This is a genomic window from Actinacidiphila guanduensis (assembly GCF_900103985.1).
GTDB classification, from domain to species: domain Bacteria; phylum Actinomycetota; class Actinomycetes; order Streptomycetales; family Streptomycetaceae; genus Actinacidiphila; species Actinacidiphila guanduensis.
In genome coordinates this window covers 1-23548 of sequence record NZ_FNIE01000029.1, presented here as the reverse complement: position 1 = coordinate 23548, position 23548 = coordinate 1, and the positions used below count along the sequence as shown (strand labels likewise).

General features: G+C 75.8%; 14 protein-coding genes. 7 read left to right on the top strand and 7 right to left on the bottom strand.

From position 1 onward, the window contains the following. Positions 1 to 143: 143 nt before the first annotated feature. From BLR33_RS33800 to BLR33_RS33770, 7 genes are all read right to left on the bottom strand, one after another. The gene (locus BLR33_RS33800; protein WP_093788799.1) at positions 144 to 3443 is read right to left on the bottom strand and encodes a right-handed parallel beta-helix repeat-containing protein; all 3300 of its coding nucleotides are present in this window, start codon (positions 3441 to 3443) and stop codon (positions 144 to 146) included. Further along, positions 3440 to 7219, bottom strand: coding sequence for a hypothetical protein (locus BLR33_RS35525; RefSeq protein ID WP_176930777.1), 3780 nt, complete (start codon positions 7217 to 7219; stop codon positions 3440 to 3442). Before BLR33_RS35525 ends, BLR33_RS33800 begins: the two co-directional genes overlap by 4 nt. Positions 7220 to 7242: 23 nt before the next feature. Continuing rightward, positions 7243 to 8892 carry a type VII secretion protein EccB gene (eccB, locus tag BLR33_RS33790; RefSeq protein ID WP_093788795.1) on the bottom strand — a complete coding sequence of 550 codons (1650 nt, stop codon included), beginning with the start codon at positions 8890 to 8892 and terminating at the stop codon, positions 7243 to 7245. A gap of 12 nt (positions 8893 to 8904) precedes the next feature. Beyond that, entirely contained in the window at positions 8905 to 10293 is a 1389-nt protein-coding gene (gene eccD, locus BLR33_RS33785) for a type VII secretion integral membrane protein EccD (RefSeq protein WP_176930775.1), read from the bottom strand. Positions 10294 to 10470: 177 nt separating this feature from the next. Further along, the gene (gene eccCa / locus BLR33_RS33780; protein WP_093788791.1) at positions 10471 to 14442 is read right to left on the bottom strand and encodes a type VII secretion protein EccCa; all 3972 of its coding nucleotides are present in this window, start codon (positions 14440 to 14442) and stop codon (positions 10471 to 10473) included. Between the two features lie 163 nt (positions 14443 to 14605). Further along, positions 14606 to 15544, bottom strand: coding sequence for a LuxR C-terminal-related transcriptional regulator (locus BLR33_RS33775; protein WP_093788789.1), 939 nt, complete (start codon positions 15542 to 15544; stop codon positions 14606 to 14608). Between the two features lie 553 nt (positions 15545 to 16097). Beyond that, entirely contained in the window at positions 16098 to 17033 is a 936-nt protein-coding gene (locus BLR33_RS33770) for a LysR family transcriptional regulator (protein WP_093788787.1), read from the bottom strand. A 137-nt stretch (positions 17034 to 17170) separates the two neighbouring features. Between BLR33_RS33770 and BLR33_RS33765 the strand changes: the two genes are divergently transcribed. The 7 genes from BLR33_RS33765 to BLR33_RS33735 all read left to right on the top strand — a co-directional run. Beyond that, complete coding sequence (locus BLR33_RS33765) at positions 17171 to 17950, top strand: amino acid ABC transporter ATP-binding protein (RefSeq protein WP_093788821.1); 780 nt, start codon at positions 17171 to 17173, stop codon at positions 17948 to 17950. 304 nt (positions 17951 to 18254) lie between these two features. Further along, entirely contained in the window at positions 18255 to 19217 is a 963-nt protein-coding gene (locus BLR33_RS33760) for a glutamate ABC transporter substrate-binding protein (RefSeq protein WP_093788785.1), read from the top strand. A gap of 5 nt (positions 19218 to 19222) precedes the next feature. Beyond that, entirely contained in the window at positions 19223 to 19870 is a 648-nt protein-coding gene (locus BLR33_RS33755; protein WP_093788819.1) for an amino acid ABC transporter permease, read from the top strand. Then, positions 19867 to 20868 (top strand): amino acid ABC transporter permease, encoded by a 1002-nt coding sequence (locus tag BLR33_RS33750; RefSeq protein ID WP_093788783.1) that lies wholly within the window; start codon positions 19867 to 19869, stop codon positions 20866 to 20868. Before BLR33_RS33755 ends, BLR33_RS33750 begins: the two co-directional genes overlap by 4 nt. Before the next feature lie 201 nt (positions 20869 to 21069). Then, a complete protein-coding gene (locus tag BLR33_RS33745) occupies positions 21070 to 21822 on the top strand; it encodes a class II glutamine amidotransferase (RefSeq protein WP_093788781.1) in 753 nt (250 codons plus the stop codon). Beyond that, positions 21815 to 22960 carry a PLP-dependent cysteine synthase family protein gene (locus BLR33_RS33740; protein ID WP_093788779.1) on the top strand — a complete coding sequence of 382 codons (1146 nt, stop codon included), beginning with the start codon at positions 21815 to 21817 and terminating at the stop codon, positions 22958 to 22960. Before BLR33_RS33745 ends, BLR33_RS33740 begins: the two co-directional genes overlap by 8 nt. 304 nt (positions 22961 to 23264) lie before the next feature. Continuing rightward, positions 23265 to 23548, top strand: a 284-nt coding sequence (locus BLR33_RS33735) for a WXG100-like domain-containing protein (protein WP_143031814.1), incomplete at its 3' end; no start/stop codon positions are given.

Genomic DNA, 23548 nt, shown 5'->3' with positions numbered 1-23548 from the left:
TCCTCTCGTCGGAGGCGCCGCGCCCGGCGGCGCCCACTCGTGCGGTCAGCGTCCATGGTGGTCGGCGAGCGGCGCCCGCCGCCGCAGACGGCGGGCGCGCTGCCCAACGGTCTGGAAAGTCTGCCTGTCCGTGCCCCGGCCGGTCACGGCCCCGCCGGGACCGGTTCGGGCCCGGGCGCCGGCTCCGGTACGGCGCCCCCGCCGACCGGCTCGACCGGCGGCGTGACGACCCCGACGGCGTACAGGTCCGCCGCGCCGACCGCCCGCGCCTCGCAGCGCGAGGCCATCAGGTCCGCCAGCCGGTGCGCGCCGAAGACCGAGCCGGCCGGCGGCCGCCGGGCGAACTCCTCGGCCAGCGCCGCCGCCCCGTCCTCGGCCAGCGAGAAGCCGGAGTCGGCCAGCCGGCCGTCCACCAGCGCCACCAGCTCCGCCGGGGTGTAGGGCACCAGCCGCACGTACTCCGCGAGCGCCGAGGCCAGCCGGCTGCGGCGGCGCAGCACCGGCAGCATGTCCGGGGTGCCGCTGAGCACCAGCACGGGGGCGCCGGGCACGCCCACCGCGCCGGTCAGCGCGTCCAGCACCGCCTCCTGCTCGCCCTGCGGCCGCTTGCCGAAGGGCGGGTCGAACTCCACCAGCAGCACGCCCCCTTCGGCCTCGGCGACCGAGGCCGCGAGCCGCACCGCCGGCTGCTCCGGCCAGCGCGCGGGCACCTGCGAGAGCGGCACCCGCAGCACCGCGCCGTGCGCGATGACGCCCTGCTCGGCCAGCGCCCGCGCGTACAGGGCGGCGAGCGCGGCCCGCCCCGCGCCGGGCGCACCTTCCAGGGCCACGCTCGCCGCGCGCGGCATCGGCGGCTTCTCGGCGCCGCGGGCGGCCGCGAGCCGCCGCAGCCGGGCCGTCAGCGCGTCGCGGGCGGCCTGCTGCCCGATCATGCCGGCCAGCCGGCGCAGCGCCGAGCCGCCGGAGCCGGCCTGCTCCTGGCCGCCGCCGGCCGCCCGCTCCTCCACCACCGGCACGTCCTCGCCCTGCAGGACGCTCAACTCGCTGTCGTCCTGCGGCGGTTCGGCGGCCAGCCGGGACGCCTGGCGGCTGATCATCTCCTCGAAGATCTGCCGCGCCACCCGGCCGTTGCCGAAGGTGTCGCTCTTGGGCACGTCCTCGAAGTAGCGCACCAGCGCGTCCAGCGCGGTGGGCGACAGCTCGTAGTAGTGCTTGGCGCACAGCCCGCGGGCGATGGTGACCAGCTCGTCCGGGCTGTAGTTGGGGAACTCCACGGTGCGGGTGAAGCGCGAGGCCATGCCGGGGTTGGAGGCCAGGAACTGGTCCATCTGCTTGGAGTAGCCCGCGACGATCACCACGATCTCGTCGCGGTGGTCCTCCATCAGCTTCATCAGCGTCTCGACGGCCTCCTGCCCGAAGTCGGGCCCGGTGCCGCGGGACTGATTGGTCAGCGTGTACGCCTCGTCGATGAACAGCACGCCGCCGAGTGCCTTGTTGAACACCTCGGTGGTCTTGATCGCGGTGCCGCCGATGATCTGCGCCACCAGGTCCGCGCGGGCCACCTCCACGATGTGGCCCTGGCTCAGGATGCCCAACTCGGCCAGCACCGCGCCGTAGAGCCGGGCCACGGTGGTCTTGCCGGTGCCGGGCGGGCCGGCGAAGACCAGGTGGCGGCTCATCGGCGGCATCGGCAGGCCCATCTCCTGGCGCCGCTGGGCCATCTGGTTGAGGTTGATCAGGCCGGTGACCTCGCGCTTGACGCTCTCCAGGCCGACCAGCGCCTCCAGTTCGGCCGTCGGGCCCACCAGCCGGGCCCGGCCGGCCGCGCCGCCGCCCCCCTCCGCCGGGCCCAGCGTGTCCTCGCCGCCCGGCGCCCGGTCGCCGCCGGAGCGGGCGGGACCCTTGCGGCCCGCGGCCGGCGCGTTGCCGTCGCCCACCGCCCGGCCGCCGTTGTCGCGGATGTCGCAGTCGTTGAGCACCACCGGCTCGTCGGTCCGGGAGTGCACCCCGTCGCCGCCGTTGTCGCGCACCGCGCACGCGGTCAGCTCCGCCCGGCAGCCCGCCGTCACGTGCAGCCCGTGGCCGCGGGCACCGGTGATCCGGCAGCCGGTCGCGACGAACTGCCCGCCCGACACCAGCCGTACCCCGTCGCCGTCCGCCCCCGCGAACTCCGTCTCGCGCGCGGTCAGCAGGGCGTCGGTGGCCACCACCACCGCGCCGGTGACCGCCGAGCCCGACAGGTCGGCCTGCGCCTCCTGCGCCAGTGACAGGCACGTGCCGCCACCGGTCCGCACCCGCACCGAGGCCAGCTCCGCCCGCGCGCTCTGCGCCAGCTCCAGGCCCGCGTGGGCGGCGACCTCGGCGTCGCGCAGTTCGAGCCGGCCGCCGTCGCGGACCACCGCGCCGGTGCCGCGCTGCCCCTCGCCGCCGTCGACGGTCAGCCGCTCGGCCCGCAGCAGCCCGGCGCCGTCCACCCGCACCGCGGCCTGCCCGGCCCCGCGCACCACCAGGCCGGTGCACTCCACCTCGGCGTCGGCCGCGACCCCGACGCCCACCGGCACGTCCGACAGCGTGCACTCCTGCAGCCGCGCCCGCGCGCCCGCGGCGACCTGCACCGCGACCTCGCCCGCGCCCTCCACCGAGCAGTCCCGCAGCAGCGGCACGGCGCCCGCGCCGATGTGCACCGCCTGGCGGCCCGCGCCGGTGAAGCGGCAGCCCGACAGGACCGTCTCGCCGCTGCTGGTCAGATACGCGTCCAGGGTCGCGCTGCCGGAGACCCGCACGTCGTGCAGCGACGCCGACGCCTCCTGCTCCACCGCCAGCGCCGGCTTGCCGCAGTCCTCGACCGAGGTGTCCTCCACCGCCACCGAGCTGCGGCCGTTGGCGCACACGCCGTTGCCCTGCGCGCGCTGCAGCGTGCAGCCGCGCACCGCGAGCCGGCCGCCCTCGGCCACCACCACCGCGGAGGAGCCCACGTCGAACACCCGGGTGCGCTCCACCACGTTCGGCCGGTCGGAGGTCACCACGATGCCCGCGCCGCGGGCGTTGGTCAGCTCGCAGTCCCGCAGCGCCAGCACCCCCTCGTGCCAGGTGAGCACCGCCGCCCACGCCTCCCCGGCGAGCCGGCAGCCGTCCAGGGCCGCCTGCCCGCGCCGCACGTCCAGCACCGGGGCCTCGCGGTCGGCCCCGCTGAGCACCAGCCGCGACAGCTGCACCGCCTCCGCGTCCAGCACCACCGTGCTGCCCGACTGCGCGTGCACCTCCGGCGGCTGGGCACTGTCCTGCGCGGCCACCGTCACCGGGGTGGTGATGTGCAGGTTCTCCGTGTAGCGGCCCGGCGCCACCGTGATCAGCGCGCCCTCCCGGGCGTCGGCGAGCGCCGCGCCGATCGACCGGTACGCGCCCTGCCGGTCCGGCGCGACGTACAGCACCTGCCGTATCACCTGCGTGCTCCCTTACTGCTCGACGTGCTGTTCGACGTACTGCTCGTAGTGGCCGGTGCGCCCGGTGCGCCCGGTGCGCCCGGCCGCCTCGCCTGCGGGCCCTTCGCCGTGCCGGCGCCCGGCCGGCCCTTCGGCGGCCGGGTGGGAGCCGCCGCGTACGGCGGCAGCAGGCCCGGCGGGGTGCCGGGCGGCGGCGGCTCGCCCTCGGGCTTCGCGCCGCGCAGAGCGGTGAGGGTCTTCTCCAGGCCGACCAGGGCCAGGGCGTCCAGCGCGGCGGACCGGCTGGCCGCCCGGTCCTCGTCGCCGGCGGCCGCGGGCGCCGGCTCGTCCGGCTCGGAGGGCGACAGTTCGCGCAGCAGCACCGCCGCGGGCGTGCCCGGGTCCGTGCGCAGCACCCGGAACCGCGTGCCGGGCTCGAACAGCACGCGGTCCGGCTGGGCCGGGTCCAGCAGCCGCGTGCGGCGGGCCGTCATCGACCAGACCAGGAACAGCACATCGTCCCCGGGCACGCGATACGGCGCGCTCCAGGCACGGCAGAAGGCCCACTCGGTGGCCACCCTCCCCTCCCGGTACCAGCCCAGCTCCTGTGCGGTGACGGGCGCGTGCAGCAGGGCGGCGCCGCGGTACGACGGCAGCCGGCGCAGGCCCGCGGTCACGCAGCGGGCGAGCGGGACGTGCGGCCCCGGGTTGGCGCGGCGCACGGCGGCGTCCACCTGGTCGTGGTCGCCGCCCAGGTAGAGCCGGACCGCGACGAGGTCGGTGAGGGTGTCCGCGCCCTCCTCGCGCGAACCGGAGCGCAGCCCCGGGGACTCCGACATCACCCTCGACACCGAGCCGGCGAGCGCGCCGAACTGGCTGCTGAACGTCTTGCGCAGCCAGGCACGTTCCTTCTCCAGCCCGCGCTCGGGCGGCACGGCGGTGGCGCCGCCCGGGGGGACGGGCTGCACGCGGACGCCCTGGCCGGCGGCCTCCGAGGGGCGGTTCGCCGGGTCCTGCGGGGTGCCCGGGGCCGCCTGGGGGGCGGTCCCCTGCACCTGGGGGGTGCCCGGGACGGTCGGAACCCGTCCGGTGCCGGGGGTTCCCTGGGCGGCCGGGGCTCCTTGGGAGCGCGCGGGCGTGGCGTCGCCGGGGCCGCCGCCTGCCTGCGGGGCGCCTCCGGCCGGGGCGGCGGGGGCCGTCGGGGCGGGCGTGCCGGAGGACTCCAGACGGATGCCGATGGGCAGGGCGGGGGCGGGCGGCCGCGGGGGTGGGGCATCTCCCGTACGGGGGACGGGGGTTGGGGGTGTGGAAGGGGTCGGTTGGCCGGTGGGAGGCGGGGGGACGGCCGCGGGGGTCGCGGGAGCGGGCGAAGTGGGGGCAGGGCCAGGGGCGTTCGGCACCGGGGTGCCGTGTCCGGCGCCCTCGGCCTGAAGGGTTCCCGCGTTCTGCCGGGTGCCGGGGATCTGCGGCGCGATCGGGTTCCGCGGGGTGCCCGAGGCGTCAGGAGCCGCCGGGCTCGCGGGGGTCTGCGGGGTGACCCGGGCGCCCGGGATCGGCGGATCGACCGGGCTCGGCGGGGCCTGCCGGGCGTCCGGGCCCGCTGGGGTGATCGGGTTCGCCGGGCTCGCGGGCGTGCCCGGGGCCGCGGGGGTGACCCGGGCGTCCGGGGTCGCCGGGCTCGGCGGGGTGGCCGGACTCGTCGGGCCGGCCGGGCTCACGGGGTTGGCCGGCGCGGGGCGCGGCGGGGTGGCCGGGGGCGGGCCCGGGGGTGAAGGCGGGGCCTGGACGGGGGTGTTGGGCGTCACCGGGTCGAACGGCGCCGCCGTTTCCGTGAGTCGGGGGAGCCGGGCCGGGGAGGGGCCGGACATGCCGGACTCCGCCGCCTGCGGTGGGGCAGGGGGCGGAGCGGAATCCGGTGCGGTGGCGGGGCCTTGGGGTGGAGGCGGTCCTTCCGGGTGCGGGGGTGTGTCCGGTGGTGTCGGCGGTGGGGGCGAACTCGGGCCCCCACCGCCTGCTTGCGGCGGTTGGCCCTCCGGCGGGCCCGGCCGCGGATCACCACCTCCCGGGTGGTCCTGCGGCTGGGCCGGGAGGTGGGCCGGTGGATAGGCCGGCGGGGGGCCCTCCGGGTGGCCGGGCGGCGGGACGTGGCCGTGGGGCTGCCCCTGGGCCCCGGGGTGCGGGGGCTGTGGGGAAGCGGGGCCGGCCGGCGGCTGGGGCGCCGTGCCCGCCGGCCCCGCGGATGTCGCCTGCTGGGGGGCGGCCGGGGCGTACTCCGTGCCGTTCGCCGTCAGGGGCGGGGCCTCGATGGGGCGCGCGTAGGGCGACCGCTCCGCCGGTGGGCCCTGGGTCTCCGTCGACGGGGCCTGCTGCTGCGGGAGCCGGGACGCATGGGGCCCCGTATGCGTCGGTGCAGCCGCCGGGTGGTGGGCCGCGGCCGGGCCCGGATCCTGCCGTCCCGCCGCCGAGTGGTGCGCCGCCGCCCGCTCCTCCCGCAGGTGGCCGTGGGCCGCGGGCGGTTCCATGGCGGGCGTCGCCGACCACCACTCCTGGACGCTCCAGCCCAGCGCGGCCCCCGGCGCGTCCGCCGGTGCCACCCGGAAGGCGTCCCGCAGTGTCGGGTCCAGTTGGCGCAGCATGTCCTCGGCCAGCCCGCGCAGCAACTCGCCCGTCTCCGGGGTGCTCCGGTCGTACAGGATCACCGCGCGGCCCGGGGCCGCCGTCACCCGGCGGACCGCGTCGCCCCCCACCGGCTCCGCCGGCGGGCGCAGCCACAGTCCGCTCTGCACCACCTCCAGCACGGTGCCGTGCCCGTACGCGAAGACCCGGCCCGTCTCCTCGGCGGCGCCCGTCACGGGCGAGCGCACCCCGAGCAGCGTCGGCGCCGGCGGGACGGCCCCCGCCGACGGGTAGTACACCACCTCGCCCGCGAACGGGCGCCACGCCGCCGTCCCGTCCCGGTTGGGCACCTCCACGTAGCGGGCCTGCTCGGCCACCAGCGGCAGCGCCGGCAGGCCCGTGTAGAAGACGACCTGCTCGCCCGTGCTGTCCGCCAGGCCCTGGCCGAGGGACTCCACCCCCTCCGGCAGCGTCACGGGGCCCAGTTGCAGGAAGCGCACCCAGGGCCGCGCGGAAGGCAGCACGCTGTGCCACACCCGCACCGCGTCCGGCAGTTCGACCGGCGGGCCGCCGGGGCTGCCCAGCACCGCCGTCAGCACCTCGACGCTGCCGGCGATCCGGTCCACCAGCCAGTGCCGGCCGCCCGCCGAGCCCGGCGCGTGGCCGCGCAGCCAGATGCCGCTGGCCGTCGGCTCCACCACCGCGTGCGGCGCGGTGCTCCACGGCCGGTCCGCGACCGCGTATTCCCACGCGGGCTTCGGGAAGCGCCGCGAGTCGTACGCCGCCGCGCGCTTCGGGCGGTGCCGCAGCCACCCCGCGCCCGCGTCATGGGGCACGAACAGGCCGCCGTCCGGCACTGTGCGCACCGCCCCGTCCGGCACCAGCACGGTGCTGCCGAGCCGGTCGGCCGCCGCCTGCCCGAAGGCGCGCACCTGCGGCGGCACCGCCCGGCTGAAGACGATCCGCACCCCGGCCGCCGCGCCCGGCAGCGCCTTGGGCACCGCCTCCCACTCCCGCCGGTCGGCCCCCGGCGGCAGATCCACGACGACGAGCTGGTGCTGGGGGTCCGGCGCGAGCGCCTGGGTGAAGGCGACCACCACCGGGTCGGGCTCGCCCTTGCGGTGCACCAGCAGGGCGTTCCCCAGCGGCCGGACCCGCAGGCCCGCCCGCGCACCGGACACGGCACTGCTGTCGAGGCGCATCCTCATTGCCGCCGCCCGCCCTTCCCGCCGTCCGCGGCCCCGTCACGGACCGCCGCTGTGTCACCGGCCGGCGGCCGGATCTCCGTCCGCAGGACGGCCGGTGCCGCCCCTGCCCCCGTTGCCCCCGGTCCGCCGGCGCCCGGCCCGTACGGGGACGCCTCGTCGAGCACCGCGGGCTCCCGCGCCGACCCCGTCCGCGGGACGGCCGTCGCCGCCGGCCCGTCGGTCTCCTGCTCGTAGGAGGACTTCGACGCCTTGCCCGCTGCCGCCGGCAGGCGCGCGGAGTCCTGCCCGCCGCCGGTCCCGCCGCCGGAGGTCAGGGCCGACGCCGGGACGTCCGCCGCGGCGGCCTGGGCGTCCAGCACGGGGCCGCGCGGCAGCAGGGCCATCACGTCCTCGGGCATCGCCGTCGACGGCCCGCTCAGCCGCAGCGCCGGGGCCGCCCCGGTGTCGCCCAGCGGGTACACCACACCCTGCTCGTCCACCAGGTACGACTGCGGGTTGTGGTTGCCGGCCCTGATCTGGTCCTGGTCGAGCACCAGCAGGCCGTGGCCCGGCGGGATCAGCACCTGACGGGTCGTGGTGCCGGCCGCGCCGGTCTCCAGCACCACCTGCTGGGTGAGCCCGGCGCCCTTGGTGGTCTGGCGCAGGCACAGGGCCGCGTTGCCGGTACGGGCCTGCGGGGCGTGCAGCACCTCGGGCAGGCCGCGGGTGGGCAGGCCCGCCTTGGACACCGGCGAGGCCGCGATCGAGGTCGCGTCCACCGTGCGCACCGCGGCGGCGCCCGGCCGGGCGGCCAGCAGCGCGAACTGCGTGGCCGTCACGGGTGCGATGCCGTCGTCGAGCATCACATAGGTGTGGCCGCCCGCGTCGGCCGGGGTGCGGAAGAGCTGGCCGACCTTCACCGCCTGGCCGCCGACCTTGCCGGCGGGCGTGCCCGCCTTCGGGATCGCGGGCGCGGCCAGCGGCGGGCCGGTGGGCACGCGGGCCAGCCAGCTGTCGGGGGCGGGCAGCAGCCGGCCGCCGTCCAGGCCCAGCGCGATCAGCGCCGAGGCGTCGGGCACCGGGTACTTCACGTCCTGGAAGAGCACGTAGCGGGCGCCGCCGTTCGCGGTGAGCACGGCCTGCGCGCCCGCCGGGACCTTCGCCACGTGCGAGGGCGCGAGGTCCAGCACCTCGCCGAGCGCGCCCGGCCGCAGGCAGCGGGCCCAGCCGCCGGAGAGCACGTCGCCGGCCGCGGGCAGCGAGTCGGGGGCGTCGGGGATGCCGACCGGGCCGCCGTGCGCCACCTTGGACAGCACGTCGCGCGAGACGGTGCGCACCGTGCCGGAGGAGCCGGTGAGCAGCAGCGCCGAGGCGTAGTTGAGCACCGGCCGCAGGGTGCCGTCGACCATCAGGTAGCGGTTGCCGGTCTCCTTCTCCACGATGATCGAGCCCGGCTTGCGCCAGGTGTCCTTCTGCACCGGCTTGATCAGCCCGTAGACGCCGAAGCCGGCGCAGAGCAGGACGACCAGCAGCACCCCGAAGTAGGTGCCCAGCGTGCCGCGCCGGGTGGGGCCGGTGCCGCGGCCGGTGTCGCCGGTGACCAGCGCGGTGGCCAGCCGGCCGACCGCGAACTGGTACGCCTGCAGGTGGTCGCGTCGGGTCTGCACGTCCGCCCCCCCTCAGGCCAGGCCGCGGATGTGGCTGTAGGTGTGCACCACTTCGAAGAGCAGCGGCACCAGCGCGATGGTGGTGATCCACTCGCCGATGTCGCCGAGGTGGCCCCAGATCGGCAGCAGCCGGCTGCCGGGCAGCCGCTCGGCGGCCACCAGCAGGCCCGCGGCGGCCAGCAGCAGCCCGGCGAGCACCACCAGGCGCACCCCGGTGCCGTGCGGCGCCGCGGTCAGCAGCGCGACGGCCACCGGGCCGCCCGCGCCGCCGATGGCGGTGGTCACCCGCTGGACGACGCCGGTCAGTTCGCGGGCCCGCAGCAGCACGGCGACACCGAAGACCAGCGGGACGACCCAGCCGGTCCAGTCGGTGCGCTGGGCCACCAGCCACCAGGCCGCCAGGTAGAAGGCGGCCGAGGCGATCGCGAGGGTGTCCAGCAGCACACTGGCCACCGCGGTCCGCGCGCGCAGCCGCTCCTCGGGTTGCGGGTCGATGTCCTGCTGCAACTCGTCCGCGTTGTGCGGGAGTTGGGGGGCGCGCAGCCGGGCCAGGCGCAGCGCGGTGCGCGGCCCGAGGTGGCTGAGCAGGAACATCACGCCGGCCGTCAGGGCCGCCGCCTGGCCGGGCGAGCAGCCGGCCGCGCCCAGCCCGCAGGCGCCCGCCGCGGCCGCGGCGAGCAGCAGCACCGAGCCGGGCAGCGCGGGCGGCACCGCCCGCAGCGCGAGCAGCGCCCCGGCGACCAGGAGCGTCCAGGCGCCGGCGAGCAGCAGGGCGGCGGTGCCGATCCGGAAGCCGCCGTGGGAGTCGTCGGGGGTGACCAGGCCGGCCAGGACGCCGAAGCCGAGGGCGCCGGAGGCGGCGACCAGGGCGCAGGCGGGGTGGGCGCCGAGCCGGTGGGCGGTCACCGCGCCCGCGGCGAGCAGCACCGCGGCGGTGCCGGCCGCCGAGGCGGCGGCCGCGCCCGGCCCCGCGGCCAGCAGCCCGGCGGCGAGCGCCAGCAGGGCGAGCCCGGCGCCGACCAGGGCCAGCACGCGGGTCGCGGCCGGGCTCCAGCGGCCGGGCCGGCCGCTGACAACATGGGCGACGCCGTCGGCGACGTCGTCGAAGTGCAGGGCGGGCAGCGCTTCTTCCGCGGCCCGCAGCCACAGCACGTCGCCGTGGCGCAGGCCCAGGGTCTGCGGGGTGCCGTCGGGGTCGAGGGGTTCCTCGCCGAGCCGCTGGAGCACCCAGGTGCGGCCGTCGCCGTCCGGCATGCCGGCGTGCCGCAGCAGCACCGGCAGCAGGGCGGCGATCGGCAGGGTCACCGGCAGTGCCAGGTCGGAGCGGCCGGCCGGGCCGTCCACGGTGACACGGCAGACATCGGCGGTCGGCGTCGGCGGTGGGGGCGTTGACGTCGTCAAGGGTGGCTCCAGCGGGGATCGGTCCGCCGCGGCCCGCTGGTGGGGCTGGGTCCGCGGCGCGGCAGGAGGGCGGAGGAGGACAGATACGGAGGGGACGGAACGGGAGGGGACTTCGGTACGGGCGGTGCGGTTGTGGTGTGGTGGTGCACCCGGCGGGCGGCCGGGTGCACCGGGGGGTCAGGCGGGCGTGACCAGTCCGGTGTGGACCAGGCCGACCGAGCGGCGGGTGACGAGTTGGGCACGGCCCGGCGGCAGCGTGCGCGGCTTGGCCTCGCCGAGGAACTTGCCCTCCTCACGCGGATAGGAGAAGAGCAGTGCGGGGTTGCCCAGCTCCCACAGCCGGCGCAGCACCGGGTCCATCATCGCCCGCCCGGCGCCCGAGGCGCTGCGCGCGACCACCAGGTGCAGGCCGATGTGCAGGCCCTGGGCGAGCAGCGGCACCAGCGGCGCCATGGGGGAGGGGGCCCCGGGCATGCCGCCGAACAGGTCGTAGTCGTCGATGAGTACGAACAGCCGCGGCCCGTGCCACCAGTCGCGCAGGGCCAGTTGCTCGGGGCTGATGTCCGGCCCGGGCAGGCGTTTGCTGACGGAGGTGGCGGCGGACTGGGCGAGTTGGCTCAGGCCGTCGCCGTCCACGGCGTAGCCGACCCGGTAGGCCTCGGGGATCTCGCGCAGCAGGCCGCGGCCGGGGTCGGCGGCCAGGATGCGCGCCTCGTCGGAGGTGTAGCGGGACAGGATGCCGCGGATGACCAGCCGCAGCACGTTGGTCTTGCCGGTCTCGCCGTCGCCCAGGACCGTCAGGTGCGGGGTGCTGCCGAAGTCGTGCCAGGTCGGGGCGAGCCGCTGCTCGTCGAGGCCCAGCGCGAGCCGCAGGTCGGCGGCGTCGGTGGGCGGCGAGGGCAGCTTGTCCGCGGGCAGCCGGGCCGGCAGCAGCCGCACCTCGGGCGCGCGCGGCCCGCTCCAGAAGGTGTCGATCTCGGCGACCGCGGACTTGGTGGCGGCCGTCAGGTCGTCGGCGCCCGACCAGCCGTCGATCCGGGGCAGCGCGGACAGGAAGTGGTGCCCGGAGGCGACCAGGCCGCGGCCCGGCTGGTGCGGCACGGTCGCCGCGGTACGGCTGCCCAGCTCTGACTCCATCGCGTCGCCGAGCCGCAGTTCCAGCTTGGTGCCCAGCAGGTCGCGCAGCCGCGGCCGGATCTCCGACCAGCGCACCGCCGAGGCCACCACGTGCACGCCGAACGCCAGGCCGCGCGCGGCGATGTCCAGGACGACCGGCTCCAGCTCCTCGTACTCCGAGCGCAGGGTCGCCCAGCCGTCCACCACCAGGAAGACATCGCCGTAGGGGTCCTCGATGGTGCCGGCCGCGCGCTGGGCGCGGTAGGCGGCCATCGACTCCAGGGCGTGGGCGGCGAAGTCCTGCTCGCGGCGCTCCAGCAGCTGGCCGATCTCGGCGATGGTGCGCAGCACCCGGTCCCGGTCCAGCCGCCCGGCGATCGACCCGACGTGCGGCAGGCCGCCGGTGGAGACCAGGCCGCCGCCGAAGTCGAGGCAGTAGAACTGCACTTCCTGCGGCGTGCAGGTCAGCGCGAGGGAGAGCATCAGGGTACGCAGCAGCGTGGACTTGCCGGTCTGCGGCGCGCCCACCAGGCCCACGTGCCCGTCCGGCCCGGACAGGTCGGCCACCAGCAGCTCGCGGGCCTGCTCGTAGGGGCGGTCCACCGTGCCGAGCGGCACCCGTGACAGCGGCGCCCCGCGGTGGCCGGCCGCGCTCATACCGCGCACCGGGTCGGGCACGATGCCGGGCAGCAGCTCGTCCAGGCTCGGGGAGTCGGTCAGCGGCGGCAGCCACACCTGGCGGGCCGGCGGTCCGCTGCCCTCCAGCCGGCGCACCAGCAGCTCCAGCAGTGTCTCGTCGCCGGCGCCGGGCTCCGCCGGACCGGTGGCGGGCTCGGGCGCGGCAGCCGGCTGCGGCTGCTCGACCGGCCGGGACGGGCCGAGCCGGCCCAACCCGAACAGAGCGATCTCGCCGACCGGGTCGGGCCCGGCCGCCTCCTCGCCGGGGGCCGGCGGGGCGGGCGCGGGCCCGGAGACGTAGGCGGCCTTGAAGCGCACCAGGTTGGTGGTGTCCACCTTCAGGTAGCCGTTGCCGGGCGCGGAGGGCAGCTCGTAGGCGTTGGCGACGCCGATGACGCTGCGGGACTCCATCGCCGAGAAGGTGCGCAGCGCCACCCGGTAGGACAGGTGGCCCTCGACCTTGTGGATGCGGCCCTCGTCCAGGCGCTGCGAGGCGAGCAGCAGGTGCACCCCGAGGCTTCGGCCGAGGCGCCCGATGGAGACGAACAGGTCCACGAACTCCGGCTTGGACGCGAGGAGTTCGGAGAACTCGTCCACGATGATCAGCAGCGAGGGCAGCGGGGTCAGGCCGCTGGCGCCCGACAGCCGGGCCTTCTCGTAGTCGAACAGGGAGGAGTAGCCGGCCGAGCGCAGCAGCTCCTGGCGGCGGACCATCTCGCCGTTGATGGAGTCGCGCATCCGGTCCACCAGGTGGATCTCGTCGGCCAGGTTGGTGATGACCGCCGAGGTGTGCGGCAGGCGCTCCATGTTGAGGAAGGAGGCGCCGCCCTTGAAGTCCACCAGCACCAGGTTGAGCACCTCGGACGAATGGGTGGCCGTGAGGCCCATCACCAGCGTCCGCAGCAGTTCGCTCTTGCCGGAGCCGGTGGCGCCGATGAGCAGGCCGTGCGGGCCCATGCCGCCCTGCGCGGACTCCTTCAGGTCGAGCTCGACCACCTCGCCGTCCTCGGTGACGCCCAGCGGCACCTTCAGCCGTGCCGCCTGCGCCTGCCGCGGCCGCCAGGAGGTCGCCACGTCGAAGGTGTGGGGGTCGCGCAGGCCGAGCAGGGTGGTCAGCTCGAAGTCGGAGTCCAGCGAGCGGTCGACCAGGTCGATCGAGCCGCTGGTGCGCAGCGGCGCGAGCGTGCGGGCCAGGGTCTCGGCGGAGTTGCGGCTGAAGGCGTCGGCGGCCACGGTCGCGGTGCCGTCGCCCGAGGGGTACTCCGCCTCGCCGTCGCGCATCGTCAGCCGCAGCACCTTCTCGCCGCCCGGCAGCACACCGGTGGCGTCCAGCAGCACCACGTTGCGCATCCCGGCGCCCAGCAGCCGCGAGCCCTCCGGCAGCCGGGTGTCCTGGGCGACGACCACCACGAAGGGCTCCGCGGTGCTGGGCTGGGACTCCGGGTCGTGGTCGGGCCGGTCGCGGACCTCGGCGCCGAGCAGCTCCAGCAGCTCGTCGTGGTCGGCGGCGGCCAGCCGCAGCGGCCCGGCCGCGTCCGACTCCTGCGGGTGGGCGTTGTGCGGCAGCCACTTCAGCCACTCCCACTCCGCGGCCGCCAACTCCCCGCCCAGCAGCGCGATCCGCAGGTCGTCGGGGGCGTGCAGCACCGCCAGCTGGCCGATCATCGAACGCATCAGGCCGAGCGCGGCCGTGCCGGAGCCGGCGAACTCCACGCTGGTGAAGCGGCGCAGCGCCACCGGCACCGGCAGGTGCGGGACGCGCTGGTGGGCCCGGGTGAAGCGGCGCAGCGACACCGCGGACAGCGGTTCCAGGTCCTCCACCGGGCGGGTCTGCGGCGGCAGGAACTCCAGCGCGGCGCGCCGGGTGCCGGTGCCGATCCGCACCCGCGCGAAGTCGTCGTGGCTGGGCCGGCGCTCCCACAGCCGCTCGCCCGAGGCGAGCGTCCACAGCTGCCCGGGCGGCGGGTTGTCCCACAGCAGCGCGGCCCGCTGCTCGGCGGCGGCCTGCCGCGCCTGGCCCCGCTTCTGGGCGAGGTAGCGCAGGTAGTCGCGCCGCTCGGCGCGCATCCTGCGGCGCCGCTCGCCGCCGGTGCGGCCCAGCTGGGTGAGCGCCATGCTCGCCATCGAGGCGCCCATCATGCCCGACATCATGTACGTCGTCGGGCCCGGCCGCCCCTGCGAGAACATCAGCATCATCGCGCCGCTGCCCAGACCCATCGGCAGGTACATCAGCGCGGAGTTGACATCCGCCAGCGCGGGCTCGCCGAGGGAGGGCGGCTCGGCGAGTTCGACCTGCCCCTCGGGCAGCTGCGGGCCCTCGGTACGTGGGGTGCGACGGACCACGGTGGTGCTCAACGGGCCTGTCCTTTCGGCTGGTTGCCCGGATACGGCAGCGCACCGGCCGCGGCCGCCGCGCAGGAGGCGGCGGCCGCGGCCGGTGCGGCGGGGTGCGCGGCCGCACGCACGGCACCGAAGGGCGCCGTGCGTGCAGCCGGGTGCGACAGATGCGCCGCGGGGGTCATATCAGGCCGCACCGGATCGCGTAGGCCACCGCGTGGGCGCGGTTGCGCAGCCGGTGCCGCTTGATCACCCCGTAGAGCACGTTCTTGATGGTGCGCTCGGAGTAGCCCAGTTTCGAGCCGATGTCCTGCAGCTCGTAGCCCTCGGCGACCAGGCGCAGCACGTCGGCCTCGCGCAGGGTGAGGCCGCCGGGGGTCAGGCCGCGCGGGGTGAGCACCTCGCGGTGGGTCTGGCGGACCTGGTCCATCAGCCGGCCCTGCAGCTCGGTCGGCAGGTCGCCGTGGCCGGCCTGCACCTGGCGCAGTGCCTCGCCGAAGCGGTCCCAGGTGAAGTCGTGCCGGAAGATGACCGCGCGCACCCCGGCGTCCAGCGCCGAGTGCAGGTTGGCCGTCCAGGCGCCCTCCACGATGAGCAGCAGCTGCGGGTCGCCCGGCAGTTGGCGGCGCAGGGCGCCGATCGCGGCGGCGTCCGGGTTCTCCAGCGCGGCGACCACGATGTCGGCGGCCGCGCCCCAGCGGGTGAGCGCCAGGTGCGGGAACTGGCGGACGTAGCTGACCAGCGCGAGGCGGGTGATGGGGTCGGCGGTGTGCACGGCGAGCCGTACGGTGCCGGGGCTGTCGGCGGTGCCCTCCGCGGCGGGGGCGTCCCGGTCGGGCAGCGCGGCGGGCGGGACGCCGGGCCCGGGATTCCCGGGGTGCTGCGGGTGTTCGCCCTCTTCGGGACCGGCGGCGTCACGGCCGCCCTGGGGGCGGGCCGGCTCGGCGGGGCCGGGGTCCCCGGCCGCGGGGTGGGTGCCGTGCCCGGCGGTGCGGGCCGGCGCGGCGGTGCGGGGCGGTCGGCGCAGCACGGCCGGGGCAGTCCGGCCCTGCGTCTGCCCGGCCTGATGGGCGGTGACGGGGGCGGTGGGGGCGGCACCGCGCGGACTGGCGAGAGCCATCCGTGTCTCCTCTCCGGCGTTCGGGGGGATGCTCCAACGACCCACATCCGGTGCACGCTGGTCGACGCGGTACCGGACCGGTGGGGCAGGTCGTTGACCCCTGAACAAGATTTTGATCAACAAATATGTCAGCTGAGTGACGTGCGCTGTAGCGCGGGACGCGTGAACCGACATCGGATGTTCATACGGAGCCGCTCCGCGGAACGTTCACGGGCCGGAAAAGCGGAATTCGCCGAATTCCGCCCTGCCTGCCCGCACCGGTCCCGCATGCCACCGCGGTGCGGCGGTATGCCGGAGCAGTCCGGCTCCCGGTCCGGGGCCGGAGTACGGGGCGGCGGGCGGGCGGGACCCGTCCGCCGGTCCGCAGGCAGGCGGCCGGGCCGGGGGTGCCCAGCGGGCGCCGGAGTTCGCCCGCTGTGCGAGACGGCCGCCGCCCACCGCGAGGTGCGGAGCGCGGGCGACCGGGGTGCTGCCGGGCCGGCGCCCGAAGGGGGCGGACCGGCCGGTAGCGGCTTTGCTTGTGACGTAACACAACGCCACCGGTGACTCCTTGTCAACCCCCGCTCGGGGGCGCCTGACCGATCGTCGGACCGGCCGCCGCGACCTCCTGGGCGGTGGCGCGGATCACCCGCACCGCGGCGGCCACCGCCGCCACCTGGAGCATGTCCGGCCACAGCAGCAGATAGGTCCGGCGCAGCGGCCAGTTGCTCAGGGGCCGGCAGGCCAGGCCGGGGAACACGTGGGCGTGCAGGGCGAGTTCGCTCATCATGCTGACGCCGAGTCCGGAGGCCACCAGCGCCTGGATGGCCAGCGCGTCGTCCACGGTGGCCACCACCCGGGGCGCGAAGCCGAGGTTGGTGCACGCGGCCACGAACCGGTCCCGGAAGCTCTCCATCACCCAGTTCGCCTCGGCGAGTTCGGCCAGGTCCACGGTGGGCCGGCCGGCCAGCGGGTGGTCCTCGCGCATCACCACGAAGCGGCGGTCGGTCATCAACTCCAGCCGCAGCATGGTCTCTTCACCCTCCGGCAACTCCTCGTTCTCCCAGTTGCACAGCAGTCCGAGGTCCGCCTCGCCGGTGCGGATCAGCCGGCGCGCCTCCACCGGCTCGGCCTGCTCCACCGTGACCCGCACATCGGGCCGGGCCGCCCCCAACTGCTGGATCACCCGGGGCATCAGCGTCACGCAGCTGCTCTGGAAGGCCACCACCCGCACCAGGCCGCCACCGTGTGCGACCACCGAGGCGACCTCCTGGTCGGCCGCGCGCATCACCGAGAAGATCGCGTCGGCGTGCCGCACCAGCACATGCCCGACCTCGGTGAGCTGCAGCCCGCGGCCCACCCGCACCACCAGCGGAGCGCCCACCGCCTGCTGGAGGCGGCGCATCTGGTAGCTCACGGCGGGCTGGGTGTAGCCGAGCACCTGGGCCGCGGCGGTGTAGGAGCCGGTGCGCGCGACCTCGGTCAGCACCCGCAACTGCTGGACGTCCATGGGCGCATCATAAAAACGATTGATGGAAGAACGAAAAAAGTCTCGTTGGACGAACGCAACCGGAACCGCTGGAATAGCCGGGCAAGCGCAACCCGGCGCACTGCCGCAGGAGTTCTCCCGTGACCCCTTCCGATGCCCTGGCCGACGCCGTTCCCGGCGCTCCCTCCGACCAGGCCCCCCGCACCCCCCTCGTCCGCATCCGCGGTGTCAACAAGCACTTCGGCGGCGTCCAGGTTCTCCACGACGTCGACCTCGACGTGCACAGCGGTGAGGTCGTCGCCGTGATCGGCCCCTCGGGGTCGGGCAAGTCCACCTTGTGCCGCTGCGTCAACCGCCTGGAGACGATCAGCTCCGGCACCATCGAGGTCGGCGGCGTGCCGCTGCCCGCCGAGGGCCGGGCGCTGTCGAAGCTGCGGGCCGAGGCCGGCATGGTCTTCCAGTCCTTCAACCTCTTCGCGCACCTGACCGTCCTGCAGAACATCACCCTCGCCCCGGTGAAGGTGCGCGGGGTGGCCAAGGCCGAGGCGCAGGAGCGCGGCCGGCGGCTGCTGGCCCGGGTCGGCCTGGCCGACAAGGCCGACGCCCACCCGGCGCAGCTGTCCGGCGGCCAGCAGCAGCGCGTCGCCATCGCCCGTGCCCTGGCGATGGAGCCCTCGGTGCTGCTGTGCGACGAGCCCACCTCCGCGCTCGACCCCGAGATGATCCAGGAAGTGCTCGACGTCCTGGCCGAACTGGCCGCCGAGGGCATGACCATGATCGTGGTCACCCACGAGATGGGCTTCGCCCGCAAGGTCGCCGACCGGGTGGTCTTCATGGATGCCGGCCGCATCCTCACCTCCGCCCCGCCCGCCGAGTTCTTCGCCGACCCCGGCCACGAACGCGCCGCGGACTTCCTGTCCAAGGTGCTCCAGCACTGAGCCGGCACCGAGCCGGCACCGAGCAAGCACTGACCGAGCACTGACCGACCGCTGAGCAAACACTGAGCGGGACGCCCGGGCGGGCACCGAACGAGCACCGAGGCCGCCCCGCCCGAGCACCTCCCCGCAGCAGTCCACGAGCAACCCGGCACACGCGCACCCCTCAAGACCCGCACCCGCACCGCCCGTACGCCGCCCTGCCCGTTCGACGGGACGGCCCGCACCGCGACCGCGCCAACCGGAGGGCGCGGAACCGGCCCGCGGGCCGCACCGCCTCCGCAACGCCAGACAAGGAACCTTCCCCATGAACGCCATCCCGTCCCTGCCGCGTTCGGCCCGCAGCAGAGCCCTGGCCGCAGGCGCCCTGGCCGCCGCCGCCCTGTTCGCGACGGCCTGCTCCTCCAACAGCTCCTCGGGCTCCTCCGCGGTGCCGGGCAGCAACGCCGGCAAGGCCACCGTGAAGAGCGACACCGACACCGTCGCCGCCCTCATCGCCGCCGAGCAGCCGGCCACCGACATCAAGCCCGGCTCCACCGCGGCCCGGATCAAGGCCCAGGGCACCCTGCGGGTCGGCGGCACCCAGACCGCCGCCCTGTTCTCCCTGCTCGACCCCACCACCGGCAAGGTGGAGGGCTTCGACGCGGCCATGTCCCAGCTGCTCGCCAAGTACATCATCGGCAAGCCGTCCACCGACCTGGTCAACGTCACCGCGCAGACCCGCGAGGCGCTGCTCAAGGGCCACCAGGTGGACACCGTCTTCGCCACCTACACGATCACCCCCGAGCGCGCCAAGCAGGTCGCCTTCGCCGGCCCGTACTACCAGGACGGCCTGGCGATCGAGGTCCGCAAGGGCACCACCGGCATCTCCTCGCTCGCCGACCTCAACGGCAAGACCGTGGTCACCGAGTCCGGCTCCACCGTGCCCACCGCGGTCAAGGCCGCGGCCCCCAAGGCGAAGATCCAGCTCTTCGACACCAACACCGAGTGCGTCCAGGCGCTCAGCCAGCACCGCGCCGACGCCTACGTCCTCGACCAGGGCATCCTCGCCGGCAACGCGGTCACCAACAAGGACGTCCAGGTGCTGCCCGGCACCTACACCAAGGAGCCCTACGGCATCGGACTGCCGCTGGACGAGCCCGACTTCAAGGACTTCGTGAACACCTGGCTGCAGAAGGTCGAGGCCGACGGCACCTGGGCCAAGGTGTGGAAGGCCACCGTCGGCACCGAGGTGCCCGGTCCGGTGCCGACCCCGCCCGCCGTGGGCTGATCGCCGTGGGACTCATCGCCGACCACATCGGGGTCTTCGGCAGCGGACTGCGCGTCTCCGCCGAGATCAGCGCCTGCACCTTCGTGCTGGCCGCCCTGCTGGGCGCCGTCCTCGCGGTGTGCCGGATCAGCCCGGTGCTGCCGCTGCGCGTCTTCTCACGGCTGTACGTCGCCGTGCTGCGCAGCATCCCGCTGCTGGTGCTGCTCACCCTGTTCGTCTTCGGCCTGCCCGAGATCGGCATCGTCTACTCGCTGCAGTGGACCGCCGTGACGGCGATGAGCCTGTACTGGGCGGCCTTCTTCTGCGAGGTCCTGCGGGCCGGCGTGCGGGCCGTGCCCCGCGGGCAGATCGAGGCCGCCCGGGCGCTGGGCCTGGGCTTCGGGCAGACCCTGCGGCTGGTGGTCCTGCCGCAGGCCGCCCGCTCGATCATCCAGCCGGCCGCCTCCCTGCTCATCGCGGTGACGCTCAACTCCTCGCTGGCCGCGGCGGTCGGCGTCACCCAGGAGCTGACCGGCCAGACCGAACTGCTCGACCAGCAGTACGCCCAGCCGCTGGTCACCTTCGGAGCCGCCGCCGTCGCCTACGTCGCCATCGCGCTGTGCGTGGGCCGGCTGGCCGGCTTCCTGGACCGGAAGATGGCGGTGACCCGATGACCCCCGTCCTGCACAACAAGGCCGCCGGCAGCGGGCTGCCGGAGAGTTCCGGCACCCCCGGCAGCGCGGACAGCGCGCACAGCGCGGCCCACGCTTCGACCGGGCAGCCGGCTGTCCCCGCCACCGCACCGCCGCGGCCGGGCCGGCTGACCGCCCTGCTGGAAGCCGTCGGCGGCGCCGACGACGGGCTGTTCGACCCGCCCGGCCCGCGCGGCCGGCGCCGGATCGCGGTGGCGAGCGCGGTCTCCCTGCTCGCGCTCGCCGCCCTGGCCTGGGCGGTTGTCCACCAGTTCGACGCGCACGGCCAGCTGCACGCCGCGCAGTGGCGGATCTTCGGCCAGTGGCCGGTGCTCCACTACCTGCTCACCGCGCTGTGGGCCACCGTGCGGGTCACCCTGGTCAGCGGCGCCATCGCGCTGCCGCTGGGCGCCCTGCTCGCCCTCGGCCGGCTCGCCCGCACCCCGCTGCTGCGCTGGCCCGCCACCGTCTACGTCGAGGTGCTGCGCGCCGTCCCGCTGCTGCTGCTCATCTACGCCTTCCTGTTCGGCCTGCCCACCGCGGGCGTCCACCTGCCGCTGTTCTGGCAGCTGGTGTGGCCGATCGTGTTCACCAACGCGGCGGTCTTCGCGGAGATCTTCCGCTCCGGCGTGCGCGCCCTGCCGCGCGGCCAGACCGAGGCCGCCTACGCGCTGGGCCTGAACCACTGGACGGCGATGCGCCTGGTGGTCCTGCCGCAGGCGGTACGGCAGACCGCGCCCGCCCTGGTCAGCCAGCTGGTGCGGCTGCTGAAGGACAGCACGCTCGGCTACGTCGTCAGCTTCCTCGAACTGCTCAACGCCGCCAAGGTGCTCGGCGAGTTCGACCACACCGTCGTCCAGGCGTACCTGGTCGTCGCCGTGGTCTACGTCCTGGTCAACACCGCGCTCGCCGGCACCGCCGGATGGCTGGAGCGGCGCCTGGGCGGCCCCTCACCCACCCGGGGGCGGCCGACGGTCTGACCAGCCGCCACCGCCGCCCCCTGCCCGCCCGGCCGGCTCCGCCCCGGCCCGGCACCCCGCGCCGGTCCCCGACCTCTCCCCTTCCGGGGACCGGCGCGCCGGACGGGCGGTCCCCGCGATCCGGGGACCGCCCACTCCGGCGCGCCCGCACGGGTACCCGCCAGCGAGCCGATTTCGGCCTGCACAGAAAGAGATCCACCTATGTGTCGCTTCCTCGGTGTCGTCGCCGACGAGCCCGCACCCATCGGCGAGCTGGTCGGCGACGACCTCGCGCCCTTCCTCGACCTGGCCTGCGAGCACGAGCACGGCTGGGGGGTGGCCCACCGCGCCCCGGACGGAGCGATCCGCATCACCAAGGCGCCCGAACGCGGGGACACCAGCGACCGGCTGCGCGCCTTCCTGGACACCTGCGTGACCGACATGGCCATCGTGCACCTGCGCATGGCCAGCCCCGGCCTGCCGGTCTCGCCGGGCAACACCCACCCCTTCGGCGACACCCGCGCCGCCTTCGTCCACAACGGCGACTACCAGCCCCGCGACTGCCTCGTCCCCTCCATCGACCCGCGCCTGCTGGCCGGAGCCGAGGGCCAGACCGACAGTGAGCGCTACTACCTGGCCGCGCGCACCCGGATGGACGCCGGCACGCCGCCGGCCAAGGCCATCACCCAGACCGCCGCCGACGTGCGGCTGCTCGCCGACCGCCACGTCGCCCTCAACTGCCTGCTGCTCACCCCCGACGCGCTGCACGCATACCAGGACCACGACCCGGCCTCCGAGGTCATCCAGCGGCGTGGCGAAACGTATTTCCAGCTGCACTACCGCGAGGCCGGCGGCGTCACCCTCGTCGCCTCCCAGGGCTGGCCGCAGCCCGCGCCGCTGTGGCAGCAGGTGCCTTTCCAGACCGTCCTGGAGGTCGCGGCGGGCACCCGTGAGACCGTGATCCACGGTGCGTGAGGGGTCCGCGGGCGCCCGACAGGCCGCCGGCCTCGCCGCCGCCACCACGCTCGACGTCGACCGCTCCGACCACGCGCGCCGGGCCTGGACCACCGAGGCGGTCCGCCGGGTCCGCGCCGACGCCCACCGCTCCGCCGACACCCACCTGCTGCGCTTCCCGCTGCCGGACGACTGGGGCGTGGACCTCTACCTGAAGGACGAGTCCACCCACCCCACCGGCTCGCTGAAGCACCGGCTGGCCCGTTCGCTGTTCCTCTACGCCCTGTGCAACGGCCGCATCGCGCCCGGCCGCCCGGTGATCGAGGCGTCCAGCGGCTCCACGGCCGTCTCCGAGGCGTACTTCGCCGCCCTGATCGGGGTGCCCTTCATCGCGGTGGTGCCGCGCACCACCAGCCGGGCCAAGCAGCGGCTCATCGAGGAGCAGGGCGGCCGCTGCCACCTGGTGGACTCCGCCGCCGACGTGCACGCCGCCGCGGTCCGGCTCGCCGCCGCCAGCGGCGGCCACTACATGGACCAGTTCACCTACGCGGAGCGCGCCACCGACTGGCGCGGCAACAACTCGATCGCCGAGTCCCTCTTCCACCAGCTCGACCGCGAGCGCCACCCCGAACCCGAGTGGATCGTCGCCACCGCGGGCACCGGCGGCACGTCGGCCACCCTCGCCCGCTACGTCCGCTACACCATGCGCGCCACCCGCATCTGCGTCGCCGACCCGGAGAACTCGGCCTTCTTCGACGGCTGGCTCAGCGGCGACCCCGGCATGGTGCGCACGGGCGGCTCCCGCATCGAGGGCATCGGCCGCCCTCGCATGGAGCCCAGCTTCCTGCCCGACATCATCGACCGCATGATGCGCGTCCCCGACGCGGCCTCGATCGCCGCCCTGCGGCTGCTCGAACGCCTCACCGGCCGCCGGGCGGGCGGCTCCACGGGCACCGGCCTGTGGGCCGCGCTGCGGATCGCGGCCGAGATGCGCGCGGCCGGCCGCGAGGGCAGCGTCGCCACCCTGATCTGCGACCCGGGCGACCGCTACCTGGACACCTACTACGCCGACTCCTGGGTGGCCGCCCAGGGCCTGGCCGTCGCCCCCTACCAGGAAGCCCTGGACCGGCTCCTGGCGACGGGGGCGATCCCGGCCTGACCCCGGCCTGACCCCCGCCTGATCCCCGCAACACCCTGGAGTCACGGGAGTTGCGGGGATCGTCGTTGTGCGGGGCCGACGGCGCGGTCGCAACCCCCGTGGCCGCGGCGCGTCCAGGGCCGTACGGGCAGCCTCGGCAGACGAACGGGCCGTTTCCCGGACCGACTTCGTGACGTCCCGTTAACGAGGGTGTTACCTGGCGATGGCGCCTCGTTCGGCCGTTGCCGGCGGGCGCGGGGATCGGCCGCGACGGCGCGGCCGCCGGGAGGGGCCCTCGAATGCGCGTGTGCGGGAGCGACCGCTCGTGAGTATCGATCTGCCGCCTGAGTTGGACTGGGTGGCCGAGTTGGCGATGGGTCAGTCCTGGCCGAAGGGCGACGAGGACAAGATGCAGGTCCTGGCCCAGGCCTGGTACACCTCCGCCCAGCACCTGGAAAAACTCACCCAGGAGATCGACCCCGCCACCACCGGCGTCCTGGACTCCCTCGGCGGGCCCGTCGCCGACCAGTTCTCCGACTTCACCCGGCAGATGCGCACCGTCCTGCCCAACGTCGCCCAATCCGCACAAGGCATCGGCGACCTGTCCCG

Coding starts and splice junctions, on each gene's coding strand:
- BLR33_RS33745 (WP_093788781.1), top strand. CDS start 21,070: ATGTGTCGCTTCCTCGGTGTCGTCGCCGACGAGCCCGCACCCATCGGC.
- BLR33_RS33775 (WP_093788789.1), bottom strand. CDS start 15,544: ATGGCTCTCGCCAGTCCGCGCGGTGCCGCCCCCACCGCCCCCGTCACC.
- BLR33_RS33750 (WP_093788783.1), top strand. CDS start 19,867: ATGACCCCCGTCCTGCACAACAAGGCCGCCGGCAGCGGGCTGCCGGAG.
- BLR33_RS33760 (WP_093788785.1), top strand. CDS start 18,255: ATGAACGCCATCCCGTCCCTGCCGCGTTCGGCCCGCAGCAGAGCCCTG.
- BLR33_RS33770 (WP_093788787.1), bottom strand. CDS start 17,033: ATGGACGTCCAGCAGTTGCGGGTGCTGACCGAGGTCGCGCGCACCGGC.